At 41.7% G+C, this 18,719-nt stretch carries 18 protein-coding genes; 10 read left to right on the top strand and 8 right to left on the bottom strand.

The genetic code is table 11. The features are described 5' to 3' along the window. The first annotated feature begins 3 nt into the window (after positions 1 to 3). On the top strand, positions 4 to 1,647 hold the full coding sequence (locus V7K85_RS33230) for an acetolactate synthase large subunit (RefSeq protein WP_334820474.1): 1,644 nt from the start codon (positions 4 to 6) through the stop codon (positions 1,645 to 1,647). A gap of 812 nt (positions 1,648 to 2,459) precedes the next feature. On the opposite strand, the gene V7K85_RS33225 is transcribed toward V7K85_RS33230, so the two are convergent. Continuing rightward, positions 2,460 to 2,804 carry a hypothetical protein gene (locus tag V7K85_RS33225; RefSeq protein ID WP_334820472.1) on the bottom strand — a complete coding sequence of 115 codons (345 nt, stop codon included), beginning with the start codon at positions 2,802 to 2,804 and terminating at the stop codon, positions 2,460 to 2,462. Positions 2,805 to 2,839: 35 nt separating this feature from the next. Between V7K85_RS33225 and V7K85_RS33220 the strand changes: the two genes are divergently transcribed. Both V7K85_RS33220 and V7K85_RS33215 read left to right on the top strand, forming a co-directional pair. Beyond that, positions 2,840 to 3,025, top strand: a complete 186-nt coding sequence (locus V7K85_RS33220; protein WP_334820470.1) for a hypothetical protein — start codon at positions 2,840 to 2,842, stop codon at positions 3,023 to 3,025. 250 nt (positions 3,026 to 3,275) lie between these two features. After that, positions 3,276 to 3,848, top strand: coding sequence for a hypothetical protein (locus V7K85_RS33215; RefSeq protein WP_334820468.1), 573 nt, complete (start codon positions 3,276 to 3,278; stop codon positions 3,846 to 3,848). A gap of 740 nt (positions 3,849 to 4,588) precedes the next feature. Here V7K85_RS33215 and V7K85_RS33210 read toward each other — a convergent pair. After that, positions 4,589 to 4,906, bottom strand: coding sequence for a hypothetical protein (locus V7K85_RS33210; RefSeq protein ID WP_334820466.1), 318 nt, complete (start codon positions 4,904 to 4,906; stop codon positions 4,589 to 4,591). 549 nt (positions 4,907 to 5,455) lie between these two features. Here V7K85_RS33210 and V7K85_RS33205 point away from each other — a divergent pair. Beyond that, a complete protein-coding gene (locus tag V7K85_RS33205; protein ID WP_334820464.1) occupies positions 5,456 to 6,538 on the top strand; it encodes a class I fructose-bisphosphate aldolase in 1,083 nt (360 codons plus the stop codon). A 105-nt stretch (positions 6,539 to 6,643) separates the two neighbouring features. Here V7K85_RS33205 and V7K85_RS33200 read toward each other — a convergent pair whose 3' ends face one another. Next, positions 6,644 to 8,104 (bottom strand): inorganic phosphate transporter, encoded by a 1,461-nt coding sequence (locus V7K85_RS33200; RefSeq protein ID WP_334820462.1) that lies wholly within the window; start codon positions 8,102 to 8,104, stop codon positions 6,644 to 6,646. Between the two features lie 400 nt (positions 8,105 to 8,504). Beyond that, a complete protein-coding gene (locus tag V7K85_RS33195; protein ID WP_334820460.1) occupies positions 8,505 to 9,173 on the bottom strand; it encodes a ribonuclease T2 family protein in 669 nt (222 codons plus the stop codon). A gap of 193 nt (positions 9,174 to 9,366) precedes the next feature. Between V7K85_RS33195 and V7K85_RS33190 the strand changes: the two genes are divergently transcribed. Next, on the top strand, positions 9,367 to 10,533 hold the full coding sequence (locus V7K85_RS33190) for a pyridoxal phosphate-dependent aminotransferase (RefSeq protein ID WP_334820458.1): 1,167 nt from the start codon (positions 9,367 to 9,369) through the stop codon (positions 10,531 to 10,533). Positions 10,534 to 10,576: 43 nt separating this feature from the next. Here the strand turns inward: V7K85_RS33190 and V7K85_RS33185 are convergent, their stop codons facing one another. Next, the gene (locus tag V7K85_RS33185) at positions 10,577 to 10,900 is read right to left on the bottom strand and encodes a hypothetical protein (protein WP_334820855.1); all 324 of its coding nucleotides are present in this window, start codon (positions 10,898 to 10,900) and stop codon (positions 10,577 to 10,579) included. On the opposite strand from V7K85_RS33185, the gene V7K85_RS33180 reads away from it, so the two are divergent. Further along, complete coding sequence (locus tag V7K85_RS33180; RefSeq protein ID WP_334820456.1) at positions 10,832 to 11,461, top strand: hypothetical protein; 630 nt, start codon at positions 10,832 to 10,834, stop codon at positions 11,459 to 11,461. The two genes, V7K85_RS33185 and V7K85_RS33180, sit on opposite strands and share 69 nt — an antisense overlap. A gap of 15 nt (positions 11,462 to 11,476) precedes the next feature. Here V7K85_RS33180 and V7K85_RS33175 read toward each other — a convergent pair whose 3' ends face one another. The 3 genes from V7K85_RS33175 to V7K85_RS33165 all read right to left on the bottom strand — a co-directional run bounded on the left by V7K85_RS33175 (position 11,477) and on the right by V7K85_RS33165 (position 13,768). Further along, entirely contained in the window at positions 11,477 to 12,040 is a 564-nt protein-coding gene (locus V7K85_RS33175) for a Uma2 family endonuclease (RefSeq protein WP_334820454.1), read from the bottom strand. 124 nt (positions 12,041 to 12,164) lie between these two features. Further along, positions 12,165 to 12,569 carry a tetratricopeptide repeat protein gene (locus V7K85_RS33170; RefSeq protein WP_334820452.1) on the bottom strand — a complete coding sequence of 135 codons (405 nt, stop codon included), beginning with the start codon at positions 12,567 to 12,569 and terminating at the stop codon, positions 12,165 to 12,167. An 11-nt stretch (positions 12,570 to 12,580) separates the two neighbouring features. Continuing rightward, entirely contained in the window at positions 12,581 to 13,768 is a 1,188-nt protein-coding gene (locus V7K85_RS33165; protein WP_334820450.1) for a glycosyltransferase, read from the bottom strand. 869 nt (positions 13,769 to 14,637) lie between these two features. On the opposite strand from V7K85_RS33165, the gene V7K85_RS33160 reads away from it, so the two are divergent. From V7K85_RS33160 to V7K85_RS33145, 4 genes are all read left to right on the top strand, one after another. Then, positions 14,638 to 15,921 carry a proton extrusion protein PcxA gene (locus V7K85_RS33160; protein ID WP_334820448.1) on the top strand — a complete coding sequence of 428 codons (1,284 nt, stop codon included), beginning with the start codon at positions 14,638 to 14,640 and terminating at the stop codon, positions 15,919 to 15,921. A 117-nt stretch (positions 15,922 to 16,038) separates the two neighbouring features. Further along, positions 16,039 to 16,542: a hypothetical protein gene (locus tag V7K85_RS33155; protein ID WP_334820446.1), complete on the top strand. Its 504-nt coding sequence runs from the start codon at positions 16,039 to 16,041 to the stop codon at positions 16,540 to 16,542. 288 nt (positions 16,543 to 16,830) lie between these two features. Next, positions 16,831 to 17,700, top strand: a complete 870-nt coding sequence (locus tag V7K85_RS33150) for a polyphosphate kinase 2 family protein (RefSeq protein ID WP_334820444.1) — start codon at positions 16,831 to 16,833, stop codon at positions 17,698 to 17,700. Positions 17,701 to 17,957: 257 nt separating this feature from the next. Continuing rightward, the gene (locus tag V7K85_RS33145) at positions 17,958 to 18,584 is read left to right on the top strand and encodes a chemotaxis protein CheB (protein ID WP_334820832.1); all 627 of its coding nucleotides are present in this window, start codon (positions 17,958 to 17,960) and stop codon (positions 18,582 to 18,584) included. Positions 18,585 to 18,719 lie beyond the last annotated feature (135 nt).

The raw sequence follows: 18,719 nt of genomic DNA, 5'->3' as shown, positions 1-18,719 counted from the left end.
CAAATGAATACAGCAGAATTATTGGTGCAGTGCCTAGAAAATGAAGGAGTGCAATATATTTTTGGACTCCCTGGCGAAGAAAACCTGCACGTTTTGGAAGCGTTAAAACATTCTTCCATTAAATTTATTACAACTCGTCATGAACAGGGTGCAGCATTCATGGCCGATGTCTACGGACGCTTAACAGGAAAAGCCGGAGTGTGTCTTTCTACTCTTGGGCCTGGGGCAACCAACTTGATGACTGGGGTAGCAGATGCTAACCTCGATGGTGCGCCCTTAGTGGCGATTACTGGTCAAGTGGGAACAGATAGAATGCATATTGAATCCCATCAATATTTAGATTTGGTGGCAATGTTTGCACCTGTTACCAAGTGGAATAAGCAGATTGTGCGACCGAGTATTACACCAGAAGTAGTGCGGAAAGCATTTAAGCGATCGCAATCTGAAAAACCTGGTGCAGTTCACATCGATTTGCCCGAAAATATTGCTGCAATGCCCGTCGAAGGTAAACCTTTGCGTAAGGATAATAGTGAAAAAAGCTATGCATCTTTTGCTAGCATTCGGGCAGCAGCAGCCGCAATTTGCCAAGCAGTTAACCCATTAATCTTAGTAGGAAATGGGGCAATTCGCGCTAATGCAAGTGATGCAGTCACACAATTTGCCACATTGCTGAATATACCTGTTGCCAATACTTTTATGGGTAAAGGCGTGATTCCCTACACACATCAACTAGCTTTGTGGTCAGTGGGATTACAGCAAAGAGATTTTATTACATGTGCCTTTGATAACACAGATTTAGTAATTGCGATCGGCTATGATTTGATTGAGTTTTCCCCGAAGAAATGGAATCGGAATGGTGAAATTCCGATTGTGCATATTGGGGTAAGTTCGGCGGAGATTGATAGTAGTTATATTCCCAACGCCGAAGTCGTGGGAGATATTTCAGATTCCCTTTATGAAATTTTAAAATTAGCAGACCGGCAAGGTAAACCTGATCCGTTTGCCATCAGTTTAAGGTCAGATATTCGGGCTGATTACGAACAGTATGCCCATGATGACGGATTTCCGATTAAGCCGCAAAAGTTAATTTATGACTTACGGCAAGTCATGGGCCCAGATGATATCGTCATCTCTGATGTTGGCGCACATAAAATGTGGATGGCTCGTCATTATCATTGCCATAGCCCCAATACTTGTATTATTTCCAACGGCTTCGCAGCTATGGGTATTGCCATTCCTGGCGCATTAGCAGCAAAACTTGTTCATCCTAAGCGCAAAGTTGTTGCTGTAACAGGTGATGGCGGCTTTATGATGAATTCTCAGGAATTAGAAACAGCCTTACGTGTCGGTACGCCTTTTGTCACGATAATTTTCAATGATGGTGGCTATGGGTTAATTGAGTGGAAGCAGGAAAATCAATTTGGCAAAGGAAACTCATCTTTTGTGCATTTTAGCAATCCTGATTTTGTCAAATTAGCCGAAAGCATGGGTTTAAAAGGCTACCGAGTTGAATCAGCTTTAGATTTGATTCCCACCCTCAAAGAAGCCCTCGCTCAAGATGTACCCGCCGTGATAGATTGTCCCGTGGACTACCGGGAAAATCACCGCTTCAGTCAAAAAGCCGGCGAGTTGACTTGTGCGCTGTAAAAAGTTAGGAGTTAGGAGTTAAGAGTTAGGAGTTAGGAGTTATTTATTCCTAACTCCTTATTAATTTCTACTCCTTTAGTGTTTTGGTAGAGTGCGTTAGCCTTTGGCGTAACGCACCGCTTTACTTCACTTTATTTATAGATATATTTCTTCTCCTCCTTTGCGTCCTTCTCTACGAGACGCTACGCATAGCTTGCTTCTCCGTAGGAGTATGCGTCCTTTGCGGTTCGTTAAAAAAACCACGAGTATAAAAGACTCATCCACGAGTATCAAAGACTCGTCCATGAGTATCAAAGACTCGCTCACGAGTATAAAAGACTCGCTCACAAGTATCAAAGACTCGCTCACGAGTATAAAAGACTCGTCCACGAGTATCAAAGACTCGTTCACGAGTATAAAAGACTCGTCCACAAGTATCAAAGACTCGTCCACGAGTATCAAAGACTCATTCACGAGTATCAAAGACTCGTTTACAATAAATTAGAAGTTATTGATTCTAACTCATCACTGATTTTTACTCTTAATTTATCGTCTTCTGGCTGGAATTTGTGCCTTCCTGCTTTTGGGCAATATTTTCTACTGCTTTGCATTGCCTTTTGTCAATATCTGACTTAATCTTCAGTTCCTGAACCAGAACCCCAACTACCTCGAATCTTGAGTGCAGAATAACAATACTAGATTAGAGAAGAAACAAGAGTCACTTCAACAGGAGTGGAGTATCCAGCACGAAAAAGCCAGCTGTATAGAACCCATTTGAGATCTATACAGGAGGGCAATCGAATTTGGCTGAACTACGAGCTAAGTTACAAATTTTATAGATTGATCGTCAGGATTTTTTTCTTGCTTTTTTTGTCGCTCAACACGACTGTATTGTAGGGTAATGTATCCGTTCCCAGCGGAATTGGCAGCTTAAAACTGGGGCTTTTATGATCGAGTTCGCCTAAATCAACGCTTTTCGTTATATTGCCATCTGTTGCCAGATAAGCGGTAAGTTCGCCTTTATAATCTTCAATTAAAAAGTCTCTAAAGAAAACGACTGCCCCACCCTCAGGATCTATACCAAGGATGACCGTACCGCTGAAAGTTGCGCCTTTTCGTTCTTCATCAACCGTTGCCACTGTGATTTCCGAGGGGTCTTGACCGGACTTATCTGCCATAAACTTTTTCCTAGGCGAATTCTCAACAATTGAAAATGATTTTACAAGAGCGCTATGGGCGATCGCAAAACTCTCAGGAGGTATTTCTGCATCGGTCTTGCAAATGTATAGCCAAGTTACTTCTGGTTATACGCCTAATTGCAAGATTGAGTAGGGATGATTCGGGGCTGAAAGCGATCACGAAGCGTTGCTGCAAAGCAGATCGCATCGCAGAAACCTGATAGAGGGGAGACGTTGAGAAGTTTCCGGATAACTTGATCCGACCTTGCCTCGGCAGTAGAGTGCCCTTATCTGTGAACTGACAGGTTTATGGAGTCCAAGGATAGAACCCATTTGATATCTTTTTTAGCTAGCTAGCAGCTAGTCTTTTGAGCATCAATCTGATAAAACAAAGCTTGAGCTTGGCATTGGCACGAGCGAGTGTTCGGTCAAAATTTTTGACTAAACTTTTACATCGCTCCACCCAAGCGTTTGACCTCTCAATTACCCAAAATTTTACTGGCTGGCTCTCATACTATCGAAGAATATCAGCGCTGGGCTAGTTATCTCATTAATGTCCAAGTAGTGCATATCTCCTACCTCAAAGAAGCGGAAGCACGACAATTAATTGAACATCCCGTCAAAGATTTTACCCTGCGCTATGAACCCAACGCTGTTGAGCGAGTGCTACAACTCACCCGTTGTCACCCATTCTTAGTACAATTACTCTGCGCGGAAATTATTGTCCTTAAGAACGAACAAGACCCCTCTATCCGGCGATTGGCAACTTTAGCGGATGTGGAAGCCGCGATACCAGAAGCTTTGGGAAGTGGAAGCCTTTTCTTTGCTGATATTCAAAACAATCAAGTAGACGCGACTGGACAGGCTATTCTACGTTTTATCGCCGCTCAAGGGGAAGGGGCTATAGTCAGCCGTCAAACTCTATTGCAACAGTTCCCTCATGCTGATATTACTTTCAGCTTGCTATTGCAACGGGAGTTAATTGAGGAAGTTGACGACGGCTATGGTTTCCAGGTGGAGTTGATTCGCCGCTGGTTTGTTTAAATGATGTCTGGTAAATTATGTCATTGCGAGCGAAGCGAAGCAATCGCAAGGGCTGGGATTGCTTCGCTGCGATCGCAATGACTGTAAATATTTTTGTGCGACTACTTACCAAAGACTCGTTAACGGAGTTCAAAGACTCGTTGACGAGTATAAAAGACTCGTTGACGGAGTTCAAAGACTCATTCACGAGTATCAAAGACTCGTTAACGGAGTTCAGAGACTCGTTGACGGAGTTCAGAGACTCGTTGACGAGTATAAAAGACTCGTTGACGGAGTTCAAAGACTCATTCACGAGTATCAAAGACTCGTTGACGAAGTTCAAAGACTCATCTGAGCTTAATTATTCGCCGTCCAGAGTTTTTATAGCGGTTCTCGTTTAGGTGAGGTACACCCGTAGGGGCACGGCACTGCCCATTGATGTCAACTTAACGTGAAAGCTTAGTCTGATAAGAAGAGTGAAAATTTTTCGAGGTACCACCTAGATTTAGATCCCCCCTAACCCCCCTTAAAAAGGGGGGAACTAGAATCGAGTGCCCCCAATTTATCGGGGGTTGGGGGATCTAAAAGAACGGGAAATTGAGTATTTGAGCTTAAGTTGATACTAATGGGCACTGCCGTGCCTCTACACCTGGCGATATAATTGTTGTACCGCATCTGAATGGGAACCGCTATATTTACCAAAGCGAAGCTCTATATCATCTGCCTGGGAACTCTCAGGTATATCAGGCTTAGGTGAATCTTTAGTGCTTGTGCTGGCGTAACTGCTCTACTATATAATCTTCGAGTTCTTGTCTTTCTCTATTACTGGCATTTCGTTGATAAGTTCTTCCTGTTTCTTGGATAAACTTGCGTTTCTCGCTTGGAGAAGATTTAACTTTACCTCCAGTGCCTTGCAGCTTTTGCTGTAATTCTTCCCAAGTCTTTTCACCCACGCTTTCACCTACTTTGACCAGTACCTTTGGTAGTAATATTTTTGCCTCTCTTTGAAAATCTTCTTCTGTCTCAAGGGAAGCTAAATCTATATTGCTGAAGTCGATATCGATTTGAAACTTACTCATAAAATTGTATTTGTTCTTTTGGGGAAGATAAGTTTTACTTTCCTGTCAATCTTAGATAGGATACGAAGATAGCATAATTGAGCAGCTAGTAGATGCCACGTTTTAAGCTGATATAGCACCCTGGCTTAAGCCGCTACGCGTCTATGTATGCAATACACTCTGACCTCACTTCTATTCCTCTCTCCTTTTAGAAGAGAGGCTTTAAGGTTTACTCCCCAACGCTAGCTTTCTTAAGGGGCTGTTCTTGTTAGGTTTGTATTGAACTCAAAGGATGAATCTTTTTTATTTCTCAGTATAGAGAAATTCTGGTCTTTAGCGTGATCCGACCACTCCGCATCTTGCTGAAGAGGTTATTTGTTTGGCAGAAAAGGCAAATACTGACAATTAAATGTCACGTTTAATCAGTCAAACAAGTTTTTGCAGATGATTTAAGACTGCGATATCAGAAAGATTTTACATATAGTTAATGCCCGCACAACCAGGTTAGCAATATTAAAAATGCTATCTTAAAGGCAAAAGGTCATTTGCTCAATTTTTGAGGAAAACGCTATGACTACAACGCTCATAGAGGCTAATTCTATCGAGTCATTGCTAGGTAAAGAGGCAGAAGACCTGTTTACCTACAAAGCAAAAGTTTCTCAGGATTTAATACATTTGCCGGGGCCAGACTTTGTAGATCGAATCTGGCTGAACAGCGATCGCAACCCTCAAGTATTGCGTAATCTCCAGTTACTTTATTCTACTGGTCGTCTTGCATATACTGGGTATCTGTCTATTCTACCGGTAGACCAAGGGATTGAACATTCAGCAGGTGCGTCTTTTGCGCCCAATCCGATTTACTTTGATCCAGAAAATATTATCAGATTGGCGATCGCCGCAGGTTGCAATGCGGTTGCTACGACTTTAGGGACATTAGGGATCGTTTCGCGCAAGTATGCCCACAAAATCCCCTTTATTGCCAAAATCAATCACAACGAATTGCTGACTTTCCCCAATCAATTTGACCAGGTATTGTTTGCTGATGTGGAACAAGCTTGGAATTTAGGGGCAGCGGCAGTGGGTGCGACAATTTACTTTGGCTCAGAGCAGTCTACCAGGCAAATCCAAGAAATCAGCAAAGCTTTTAAACGCGCCCATGAACTGGGGATGGTGACAATTCTCTGGTGCTATCTGCGGAACAACGCTTTTAAACAAGATAAAGATTACCACGTTGCGGCTGACCTCACCGGACAGGCGAATCATTTGGGTGTAAGCATTGAAGCCGACATCATCAAACAAAAGTTACCGGAAAATAACAATGGTTACGGTGCAGTCGCCAAAGCTAGTGGTAAGAGTTACGGCAAAACCGATGAGCGCGTTTACACAGATTTGACAACTGACCATCCAATTGATTTAACTCGTTACCAGGTGCTAAATTGCTACTCTGGGCGTGTGGGGCTGATTAATTCTGGTGGCGCGACTGGTAAAAATGACTTCGCCGAAGCAGTTCGCACGGCTGTAATTAATAAACGGGCTGGTGGTTCAGGATTAATTTCTGGGCGAAAGACGTTCCAGCGTCCCTTTGAGGAAGGTGTGAAGCTATTTCACGCCATTCAAGATGTTTATTTGTCGCCGGATGTGACGATAGCTTAGGGAGTGGGGGAAGAAGCAGGGGGCAGGGGGCAGGGAGCAGGGGCAAAGAGGTAATTATTTAATTTTCCCCAATGCCCCATGCCCAATGCCCAATGCCCTATTGTCCTACTTCAAACCCAGAATATTCAAGACTATGTACAAGCCTCCCGCGTATGTGGCAGAACCAAGCAGTACGCAAACTGGCAGTGTCAGCACCCAGGCTAGCAGCAGATTTCTCAGGGTGTCCATTTGCAAACCAGAATGGTTCGCCGCCATTGTCCCCGCGACACCAGATGACAGCACGTGAGTGGTGCTGACTGGCAGACCGAAGTAATCCGCAGCACCAATAGTTGTCATAGCTACTAGCTCGGCGGAAGCTCCTTGAGCGTATGTAAGGTGGTCTTTGCCAATCTTTTCACCCACTGTCACCACAATGCGCTTCCAACCAATCATTGTGCCAAGACCCAGTGCAATGGCGACGGCAAATTTCACCCAATTGGGAATGAATTTTGTTACTTTATCCAACTGCATCTTATAGCTGGTAAGCACCTCTTCTTGTTTGGCATCGGTTAATTTTTTCTGGTTGTCCAGTTTCCCAATTGTTCCAGCGACTAGATACATATCGGTTCGTAATGAACTTAGCTCATCGCTTGAAAGCTGTTTGAAACTAGTCTTACCAGCAAGCTTGTCTCCAATTGTCCGACTTTTGGTAGCAAGGGCTGCGAATGTTTTCTCGTTAGCTTCGCTAGTTGGTTTAAGGAAGTTGGAAAGCTCATCTGTGATGCTTTGGCTGTTTAAGAATGTTCCTCTTCCTTGTTGTTGCAGCACTGGAATCACAGAGTTGGACGTAGCGGCCAACTGAGCGATCGCTCCTGCATTAGTATTTATATTCAGTGCAAATATACCCGGAAGAATGCCCACTAAGATCAGCATGATCAGACCCATCCCTTTTTGACCATCATTTGAACCGTGGGCAAAACTCACACCAGTACATGTCAAGATTAACAAAGCACGTATCCAAGGCGGTGGTGCTTTACCGTGATCTGGCGCATGGTACAACTCTGGTCGTTTGATCAGTATCTTCGCCAGCAGTAACAGCAGTGCGGCGCAGGTGAATCCAACAATTGGCGAAACCAACAGAGATGTAAAAACTTCCTGCGTCTTTGCCCAATTTACGCCCTCGCCAAAGACATGACCCTTAGACAACATTGAATTTGCTAAACCAACACCCATGATTGAGCCAATCAGCGTATGTGAACTGGATGCAGGTAAGCCCAAGTACCAGGTTCCCAAGTTCCACATGATCGCCGAAATCAAAAGTGCAAACACCATTGCAAAGCCTGCACTTGAGCCAACATTGAGTACCAACTCAACGGGAAGCAGGGCAATAATGCCAAAAGCAACGGCTCCAGTTGATGTCAGCACGCCAATTAGGTTCCAACAGCCTGACCAGACGACGGCGATGTTTGGCTTCAGAGTATTAGTATAAATTACTGTAGCAACTGCATTTGCAGTATCATGAAAACCATTGACAAATTCAAAGCTGAGTGCTAGACCCAGCGCCAAAGCTAGAAATAAATATTCCATTTAGCACTCCCAATAAAAGACAAGAATGCAGTCTGACAAAAACAACTTGTGTGACAAAAAAAACTATTAAAACTAGGAAAAAACCTGGGTTTATTGCAATTCAGAGAACTACTTAAAAATTTATAGTTATAAATACAACTTTTTCCTAAATAGATTCTCTGATTGCGTCTACTATCTCGAAATAAGAATGGGTTCTAATTACATTTGAAGATTAGAATAGATAAGTTAAGAAATAAATAATTAATGGTAAAGAATAAATTAAGTAACTACAAATCATAGTTCTGGGGAGTGGGCGAGCAGAGGAGAATAACCAATGCCCAATACTTGTCTACGAGACGCTCTTGCGTTCGCTCAGTACAAGTGCCCAATGCCCAATGCCCCAATGCTAAATGCCCAATTGTTATCTAACGTTTCTGAGTAAGAAATCTGGCTGACCACAACTTTTTTGCGATCGCTTCAAAATCTCGGCGCTACAAATACCAGGTTCACCGTTTTTGGAATAACAAAAGAAGACTTCTTGCAAAAATCTTCCCGAACCAGAACAAAAAGGTGCTATACCATCAGGAGTAATTTGATTATTAGCACTCACAAATGAATTTTTAAAATTTGTAATTGTGGTACGCAAGGGTTTATTCGGACGATTATAAGCTGCGGGAATAGCGATCGCATCTTTTAATTTTTTACTAAATGCGAAGTATTCCGCAGGAGTTTTCCCAGAACAAGTACCATGTTTTTCCCATTCATGCTCGGCAAGTTTAGTGCTAGGAAACAAATTGGGAAACTGCTGCTTTACTTGCAAGGGTAATTTTTGCGTGGAACAATTAGCAGGATAACCAGTTTGGTACTGTGGCCACAAACCATGTAGTACAAAACCCAGTTTCCTTCCCGAACCGCACTGCTGCTGGTCACGGGTACCATTTGCCGCACAATAATCTGGTGACCAAGAGAGTGTCAGTACATAAAAATCAAACTTACCCGGAGTACCGCGATTTTGAGCAATGGCAGCATTAGGTATAAAAAGACCAGTGATTAACAAAGAAGATGCGATGAAAAGTTTCTTGAATTGCATATAAATAGTTAGTTTTCCCTAAAATTCAAGTTATACAGAATACATTCTTAAAAGTCAAGGATCAAGAATCAAGGGTCAGGAATTCTTTCCCAGTCCCCAGTTTCCAATCCCCAACGAATTCGGAAAAAGCAAATCTTGGTAGGGATTCTGGGATATCCTTAGATAAGTGAAAGATTTGCCAAAAATAGTAAGAATGAAGCTGGCAGCAAGAGTAAGTCAGGTAACACCTTCATTAACCTTAGCGATCGCAGCCAAGGCTAAGGCACTGAAGGTAGAAGGAATAGATGTTTGTAGTTTTAGCGCTGGAGAACCAGATTTTGATACCCCAGCGCATATTAAAGCCGCAGCAGTAAAAGCTTTGGATGAAGGCAAAACCAAGTACGGTGCAGCAGCTGGAGAACCAAAGTTAAGGGAAGCGATCGCCCACAAGCTTAAAACTGATAACGGTCTTGATTATAAGTCAGAGAATGTCATCGTCACCAATGGCGGTAAGCATTCTCTTTACAACTTGATAGTAGCGCTGACCGATCCAGGTGATGAGGTAATTATTCCTGCGCCCTACTGGCTAAGTTATCCCGAAATGGTGACTTTGGTCGGTGGAGTCTCAGTAATTGTGCCCACAGATGCAACGACGGGTTATAAAATTACTCCCGAACAACTCCGTAAAGCAATCACGCCGAAGACGAAGTTATTTATCCTCAACTCCCCATCTAATCCCACAGGGATGGTTTACACCCCAGATGAAATCAAAGCACTGGCGCAGGTAGTAGTTGATGCAGATATCTTTGTAGTCTCTGATGAGATTTACGAAAAAATTCTCTACAACGGTGCAGAACATATCAGCATCGGTTCTCTAGGGAAAGAAATTTTTGAGCGCACTTTGACCAGTAATGGGTTTGCGAAAGCTTATTCCATGACTGGGTGGCGTATCGGCTATTTAGCGGGGCCAGTGGAAATTATTAAAGCAGCGAGTACCATCCAAGGGCATAGTACATCTAACGTGTGTACCTTTGCCCAATATGGTGCGATCGCAGCGCTACAAAGTCCTCAAGATTGTGTCGAAGAAATGCGCCAAGCCTTCGCTAAACGGCGACAGGTAATGCTAGACAGACTCAACGCCATTCCCGGATTGAGTACCGCCTCACCAGATGGCGCTTTTTATCTGTTCCCTGATATCAGCAAAACCGGTCTAAAATCCCTAGAATTTTGTGACGCCTTGTTGGAAAAACATCAAGTTGCAGTCATTCCTGGAATTGCTTTTGGCGCTGATGACAACATTCGCCTTTCTTATGCCACAGATATGGCGACGATTGAAAAGGGAATGGATAGATTGGAGAAATTTGTCAAGTCGCGTATTTAGTTAGTTGTCATTTGTGAGGAGAATTTACCGACTCTTCAACTTCCTAACTCCACCTTTTCGACTCAGAACGGGTGGAGTTCATTTTTAAACCTGAAGTTTCGAGTTCCAAGCCTGAAGTTTCGAGTTCTGAAGCTGAAGTTCCGAGTTCCAAGCTTAAGGTTTCGAGTTCCAAGCTTGAAGTTCCGAGTTCCGAAGTTGAAGTTCCGAGTTCCAAAGCTGAAGTTACGTTATCGTATTCTTGATGCGTTCCAATAAAACGAATAAAAATAATTTCAATATCATAACTGCGGGTTTTAGCATGACTAAACGTCACCGTCCCCCGATACTTAAACCAAACGAATTCTACACATTCCGCAGCTATTTCCAAATGAAATTCGCTCCCGCCGATATTCTACGGGAATTAGGAGTAAGTTTAACTAAAGCAACAATCAATTTACCTATCGCTGCTTCCGAATTACTGACTCGACTACCAGACTTACGCCAACGCCTAGAAGAAGCGATCGCTCGTGTTAGTCTAACTAGTGAAGCGGCTAGACGGGAGGTAATAATTGCACCCATCTTATTAGAAGTAGCCCAGATTACAAAAGCAATAGTTAATATCGAGTACCCGATTGAGGTTAACCAGTACCTCAGAGGTGACTTAGACTACTATCTTCAGTCAGAACACAATATTTTAGTGGTAGAAGCAAAACAGGCAGACTTAACACGGGGATTTACCCAGTTAGCCACAGAGTTGATTGCCTTAGATACGTGGGTAGAATCAGATGAGCCAATCTTGTATGGTGCCGTGACTACTGTGGATATTTGGCAGTTTGGTAGTTTTGATCGCCAAGAGAGGAAAGTGAGTCAAGATTTAATGTTGTATCGGGTGCCAACTGATTTGGAAATCTTGATGCAGATTTTAGTAGGAATTTTGATGCAAGGCTAAATAGATAAAGTCGAGCTAACTGCTCATTTTTAACCAACCAAACACCTGAGCAACTGTTAACTCCAAGTCTATCCCGGCTAACACTGGCAAACGCTCATCACCCTGCAAAAGTTCTGGTTGTTGATTGGGACAGAAGACCAAAATGGAACGATCTTCTGGGTCTATCAACCAACCTAATTGACAACCATGATCTAAGCAATAGAGAATATTGCCTGTGACTCGATTTGAACTTTGTTCTGGGGAAAGAATTTCAATTGTCCAGTCTGGAGAAAGCAGAAAATCATTAGGTGCTTCCCCATCAGCAGCAAAGGGAATACGCGACCAGGTGAAGACTGCTACATCAGGTACTATTGAACGGATACCAAAACTACAGCGCAGTTCGGGAAAGGCATAAGCACTCTTAAGGCTTTCGGTAACATCATTGATACTGTTGCACAGTCTTAACTGCAATCGACTATGCTTCCCTTTTGGCATTGGCTTGGTAATAATCTTACTGTTAATGTATTCGCTGGCAGGTTTTGTTTCTGGTAGGTCGAGAAACTCCTCCAGTGTCAAGGATTGCCTAACTACTGTGGACATGGCTCGTGAACAAAAGCAAACGGGAATGGTTATAGTCTAGCAATACCTACCCTTGGCGATTATAAATCGCTTGGTGTCAGAAAACAATCAAAATCATCCTGCACAGATGCAACACCTCAAGTATCTACTTCTGAAGTTGGTTGATGATTTCCAGCGCTTTTTGGTAGTCCTCTATTTTTCCTTGTTGTTTAAAGATATCTGCGGCTTGCTGCAAATCAGTAATTGCCCCCTTTTTATCTCCCAATCCAGTGCGGGCATTTCCCCGATTACCGTAAGCTAGGGCATCATTGGGATTAATCCGCAAAGTTTGGTTATAATCTTCGATTGCTTCCTTTTTATCTCCCAATTCAGCGCGGACAACACCCCGGTTGTAGTAAGCTGGGGCATCATTGGGATTAATCCGCAAAGTTTGGTTATAATCTTCCATTGCCCCTTTTTTATCTCCCAATTCAGCGCGGACAACACCCTGCTTGTAGTATGCTGGGGCATTATTGGGATTAATCCGCAAAGCTTGGTTGTAATCTTCCATTGCCCCCTGTTTTACATCAACTCCATCTCCTGCAATCCCTGGCGTAGTCTTTTGGCCTCTTCGGGATTATACCTTTCATGAAGGGCGATCGCTTTTCTAAAAGCTGTTAAACTATCTTGATGATTGCCAACTTTCAGCAACACTACTCCTAAATTTTGATAGGCTTCGGCATAGTTGGGATTTAACTCGATTGCATTTTGATAATATGCGATCGCATCTGTCAATAAACCCAAAGCCTTAAATGTCATCGCTAAATTATAATGTCCAACAACAAAAGTTGGATCAATTTTCAAAGCTGTGGCGTAAGCAGTTTTCGCACCGTTGAAATCTCCTACTGCTTTGAGTAAGTTACCCAAGTTATTGTATGCTCCTAATTTGAGCATCGGGTAAATTGGCAATTTGATGGCAGCTTTATAGTGAGAAATGGCCTGTGGGGATTTTTGCAATCGACTGTAGGCAATGCCTAAATGATAATGGAGTTCATATAAAATATCGTAGTTTTCTTCAGCAGCGGTGATTCCTCGTCTAAGCAACTCCATACCTTGGGAAATTTTCCCAGTTTCCACATACAATGCCCCTAATTTACTACAAACATAGGGGTCATCAGCATGAGTCGCGAGAAACCCTTCCATCGCCGCAGCTGCTTTGGCATATTTATTATTTTGAGCGATCGCACTTTTTTGATATCCTGTGTGTAAAAGTGCTACTCCTGGTAAATAACCTACTTGCCAATGGGGTTCTTTGGTTAAAATTGTTGACACACTATCATCCACTAAGGCATGGTAAGGACGGTCAAAACGAATATCTGGATGATTGCGAAATAGCCTGGAAACCAGAGAATAGGGAGATTGTTCTGCACCAACTTCATGGCGGAGGAGGTTGAGCAGCAGGTATTCATCTCTAGCGATCGCCTCTCGCAACTGCGGTACAATTGCTGGTGTCAGAGTTTCATCAGCATCTAATACCAAAATCCAATCACCAGTAACATATTTTAGAGCTGCATTGCGGGCAGCACTGAAGTCATTACACCATTTAAAATGATAAACTTTTGCACCCAGTTGTTGGGCAATATTGGGAGTGCGATCGATTGACCCTGTATCCAAGACTACTATTTCATCCACCACTTTTCTGACACTGTTCAGGCATTTAGGCAGTGTTGCTGCTTCGTTTTTCACAATCATGCACAGACTGAGTTTCATATTGCCAATAAATTCTGGGTTGAGATTTTTTGCTTGCTATAGTGACCAACTTTTATTTTGTGCCGACATACCATCAGATCATCATATGGCGAGTTTTTCACAAAGGACAGCATGAAAAACCCTCCGTTGTTGCACTTGGACTGTAAACCAGGCCAGGTGTAACAAGAGTGGCTCCCCAGATGCAAAGAGTGCGAACGCGCAAAGAACGCGGACTCGTTGGCGCAGCCTCTTCTCTTCTTACAGGACTACCCCTTTCAAGGTGGGTAAAAATTCTCTACAAGAAATTCCTCTATAACCTATAACCTCTGTGTTCTCTGTGGACTCTGTGGTTAAATAAATTACTTTTTAACCGCAGAGGCACAGAGGAGGGCAGTTGCGTGGGCGGGTTTCCCGACTTGAGCAAACTGCCTGTAGCGCAGAGAGAAAAAAGAGATTTTTTGAGTCACCTTGAAAGGGCTAGTTTTATCTTAGGCTGCGCTATGGGCGGCATCGTCTCACGCCCCTTGCTACAACGGGGAGAAGACTGTGCTGCCTCCCCTACATCAAGCTGTAAAGTGTTATTTTGCTCTGTGTCACACAATTGACACATAATCTACACACCTTATTCATGATATTGAAATAAATTAATTTCTCATAGTTAATTTTTTGTTACAAAAACCACAGCCACGATTTCCTCTACTAGCTTTTTCTGTTTACTCTTCATAAAAGGTAAGTTGGCATAAGTAAAACTAAACTCTGTCAAGAAATCAAAATAATAGATTTATTTAATGAATGTTGGGTAATAAGTTAATAATATTTTTAACTAATTGTTACCCATTTTCCCTGCTTATATAAATATAATAGACATTGTATAAATAGTCATGTAGGTAATGAAAAATCCATTTGCCAAAACGCCAGCATTACTTCGCCGAAGGTTCAAAGAATACTTGCGATCGCTTAACCATTGGTTGTTAGATACACCAGAAAGGGCACTTTTAGAAGCTCAACAAGCAGCTCAAAGAATTAAAAACATTGAGATAGAACATTTTGGCAACAAAAAAATATCATCAGAATCAGTCAATTATACTGAAAACGTGATGTCTTACTGGCAAGTATACCTTGATAAAAATTTAACTATTATCAAGATTAGGCTTGCAGAATTCCGGCTTAGTCGGGGAACTGTCAATATCTCTAATGCTATTTTATTAGAAAAGTTAAAGGTTATTGATGAAGTTGTAGAGAAGTATGCTATTAAAGATAACCTAATTAACAATAGCGCATTAAGAGCAACTTCTCAACCCATAGAAATTAACCGCAGCGAAATTAATAAACAGCCATATTTAGATGATATTAATAATATTCAAGCAACACCTCCATCTCAAAATCCTGGAGTGTTTCCGAATTCTATAGGAGAAACAGTTAATCGAATTAAAGCAAATCTAACTCCGCAAGCAGAAGAAGAATTTATGAGAAATTATCGAATTTCTCGAAATCGGACAAAAACTTCTCTGAGATTTTTACTAACTCTAATTATTGTACCACTTTTAACTTATATTTTATCTAAACAATTTTTAGTAATTCCCATATTAGAAAGGATTAGAGGAGATAATCAAATCCAAGTTTTCATTAATTCCGATATGGAAAAAGAAGCTATCCATGAATTACATAATTTTGAGCAAGCATTGAGATTGGAATATTTACTCAATGAAGCTCCTTCACTTTCTTCAGAGGTAATTCAAGAAAAAATTAAAGACAAAGCAATGGAAATAGCTGAGGAATTTAATGTTAAAAGTAATAGCGCTCTTAGCAATGTTTTTGCAGATTTAATCTCACTAATTTCTTTTAGTATAATCATCGTTTTGAGCAAAAGAGAAATTGTGATGTTCAAGTCCTTTATGGATACTATTGTCTATGGACTCAGCGATAGTGCTAAGGCTTTTTTAATTATTTTGGTTACAGATATATTTGTAGGATTTCACTCACCAGATGGGTGGGAGGTAATTCTTGAAGGATTTGGAGAACACTTAGGTTTGCCAGCTAATAGGAATGTAATCTTTTTCTTTATTGCGACATTTCCTGTGATTTTAAACACTATTTTTAAATACTGGATATTCCGCTATCTAAGTCGTTTATCTCCGTCAGCATTAGCTACATTAAAAGAGATGGACGAATAATTGATAGTTCGTAATACCCTACGGTTACGCTTTCCCATAGGGTATTACGAATTATTTTGACGCATTTGTCTTTTGATTCGCTAGGCTATGTATATCCTGGTTCTTCCGAGGCGTGCTATGGATTTTGAAAGCGAAGCCAATGCCCCAACCGCTACAGATGACATAGAGTTTGCTCAACCAACGACTACCCGTAAACCACTGCAATTGTTGCGAGATACTGAGGCTCTGCTACGTCGCCCAACCGTAGCAACACTGTCGCCGATTTTGCCAGCAAACCTGAGCAATATATTCCAAGCAACCTCATCTTTGGCAGATGACTCCTTTAAGGAACTGGCAGAAATTGACCTAGACAGTATTAGTGATTTTGAACTGCGACCTGTACGAATTTGTGTTGGCTTCAGTTTTGTTGGTTTTGGGGCGCTGATGATATTACTCCTATTACTGTACTTAAATACATTGCATCAAAAACTCAGTACGGTGGAACAGATTCGGCAATATTGGTATCAATATATTTGGTTTGTCAGTTTGGGTATTACAGGGATGTTTATCTTGGGCCGTGAAGCGATGCGTCCGATGCCAAAGCGGCGAAAATTAAAAGTAGCAAGCTCTAAGTTGAAATAATTCGTAATAGCCTACGGGTTCGCGTAGCGTTCCGCCGGAAAGGCTTTTTTACGAGACGCTCTTGCTTGCTTGTATTGTAGTAAAGGTACGCCTACATAATTAAGTTTTATAACGGGGGTTTAAAAACAGCCACAAAATTTGTCCATGATCAACAGGGGACTTAAACCTCCAGAATTGCTAAAAAATTAGGAATCTTGAATCAAAATTCTTTAATTAATAAATTATAACTTTCAAAAGTTAGCACTTCAAAATGTGCTTCTGATAAGCAGCCATTAGGAAATTTTATATATGAATCACGATGCTTTCATTGTTCCATCAGGTTCAAAAATTTCTCTGAAAAAAAACTATGACCCAGCTTATAAGACTGATTTTGATCAAAAAAGTGATGCTACAATCAGATTAAAGACAGATATTGAACGATTAGCAAATTACCAAAATATTCTCTACGCTCAAAACACCTATGCATTGCTGATTATTTTTCAGGCAATGGATGCTGCTGGCAAAGATAGCACAATTAAACACGTGACCTCTGGTGTGAACCCGCAAGGATTTCAGGTGTTTAGTTTTAAGGGGCCCAGTGCAGAAGAATTAGACCATGACTACCTGTGGCGAACAACAAAGGCTTTGCCAGAAAGAGGTCGAATTGGGATATTCAACCGTTCATACTATGAAGAAGTGCTAGTGGTTCGTGTCCATCCAGAAATGCTTAAGAAACAACAACTTCCCGAATTTCTGGAAGGGAATAAGATTTGGAAGCAGCGCTTTGAAGAAATCAATAACTTTGAAAAGCATTTGGTTGATAATGGTGTGATCGTCTTGAAGTTTTTTCTGAATGTCTCGAAATCAGAGCAGAAAAAACGCTTTTTACAACGGATTGAATCGCCAGAAAAAAATTGGAAGTTTTCAGATAGCGATGTCCAGGAACGAGCTTTTTGGGATGATTATATGAATGCTTATGAGGAAGTTTTTAATCATACTAGTACTAAATGGGCACCGTGGTATATTATTCCTGCCGATCGCAAATGGTTTACACGCCTGACTGTTGCCAACATCATCTGCACAAAATTACAAGAACTAAATCTGCAATACCCAATAGTTAACGAGGAGCATAGACAGCAACTATTACAGGCAAAACGCATTCTAGAGCAGGAAGATTAAGACATGAACTTAAATAAATAAATAAAGCCAAAAAGGCAAAAAATGCTGAAAGAATTTAGCCTTACTGTATAATCTATGAAACAAGGATTAAAAATTATAAATTTATAAATAGTATGGCGTTGCTGAATCCTGGGATGATTTCGCCCAATTTGGAACGAATTATCAAAGGTTTCAACCCCCGATTCATCCCGCATTTATGCAACGCCAATAGTATTTGTGGACTAAAGAAAGTTGGCAGATCTCATAGCCGTAAAATTATGATTAAGATGGCAGAAGATGTGAGCAATTATCCATCTGACTTTAGTAATGCTGCCTTTGATATTGTGGCGATCGCAGCCTCAGCAGGCGGTCTAAATGCTTTAGCTAAAGTGCTATCGACTTTACCCACAGAATTTACAGCCGCGATCGCCATTGTGCAACACCTCGGCCCCAAATATCGGTCGTTAATGGCAGAAATTCTTGCTCGGCGCACGCATCTTACCGTCAAGCAAGCACAAGAAGGAGATAGGCTAACTCCAGGAACGGCTTACATTGCCCCACCGAATCGTCACCTGTTGGTTAACCGTGACGGCACACTTTCCTTATCACAGTCGGAATTAGTACATTTTTTACGTCCTTCCGCTAACCTGTTATTTGAATCGGTTGCAGTTATTTACAAAGACAGAGCGATCGCTGTTGTGCTAACTGGAACGGGTAGCGACGGCGCCATAGGAGTAGAAGCGATTAAAAAAATGGGCGGTACTGTCATTGCCCAAAGCGTAGAAACCGCGGAATTTTCTGGGATGCCCTCCGCCGCAATTCAAACTGGCAACGTAGATTTTATTCTCCCCCTGAATGAAATTTCCAGAGTCCTGGTGACTTTGGTCATGGGAGAATCTTACTAAGCTAAGAATCAGGGGGCAGAAAAGATATATTTTAAAATGCAATAATGAGTCTTTAATACTGATTAATCAGGCTTAAAACTCCTTTAATGAGTCTTTGATAATCGTGGATAAGCATAAAAACTTCACTCTTTTACC

Source organism: Nostoc sp. (assembly GCF_036917615.1).
Taxonomy (GTDB): Bacteria; Cyanobacteriota; Cyanobacteriia; order Cyanobacteriales; family Nostocaceae; genus Nostoc.
Note: the sequence above shows the minus strand (reverse complement) of the source record. Positions and strands in the feature narration are given on the sequence as shown.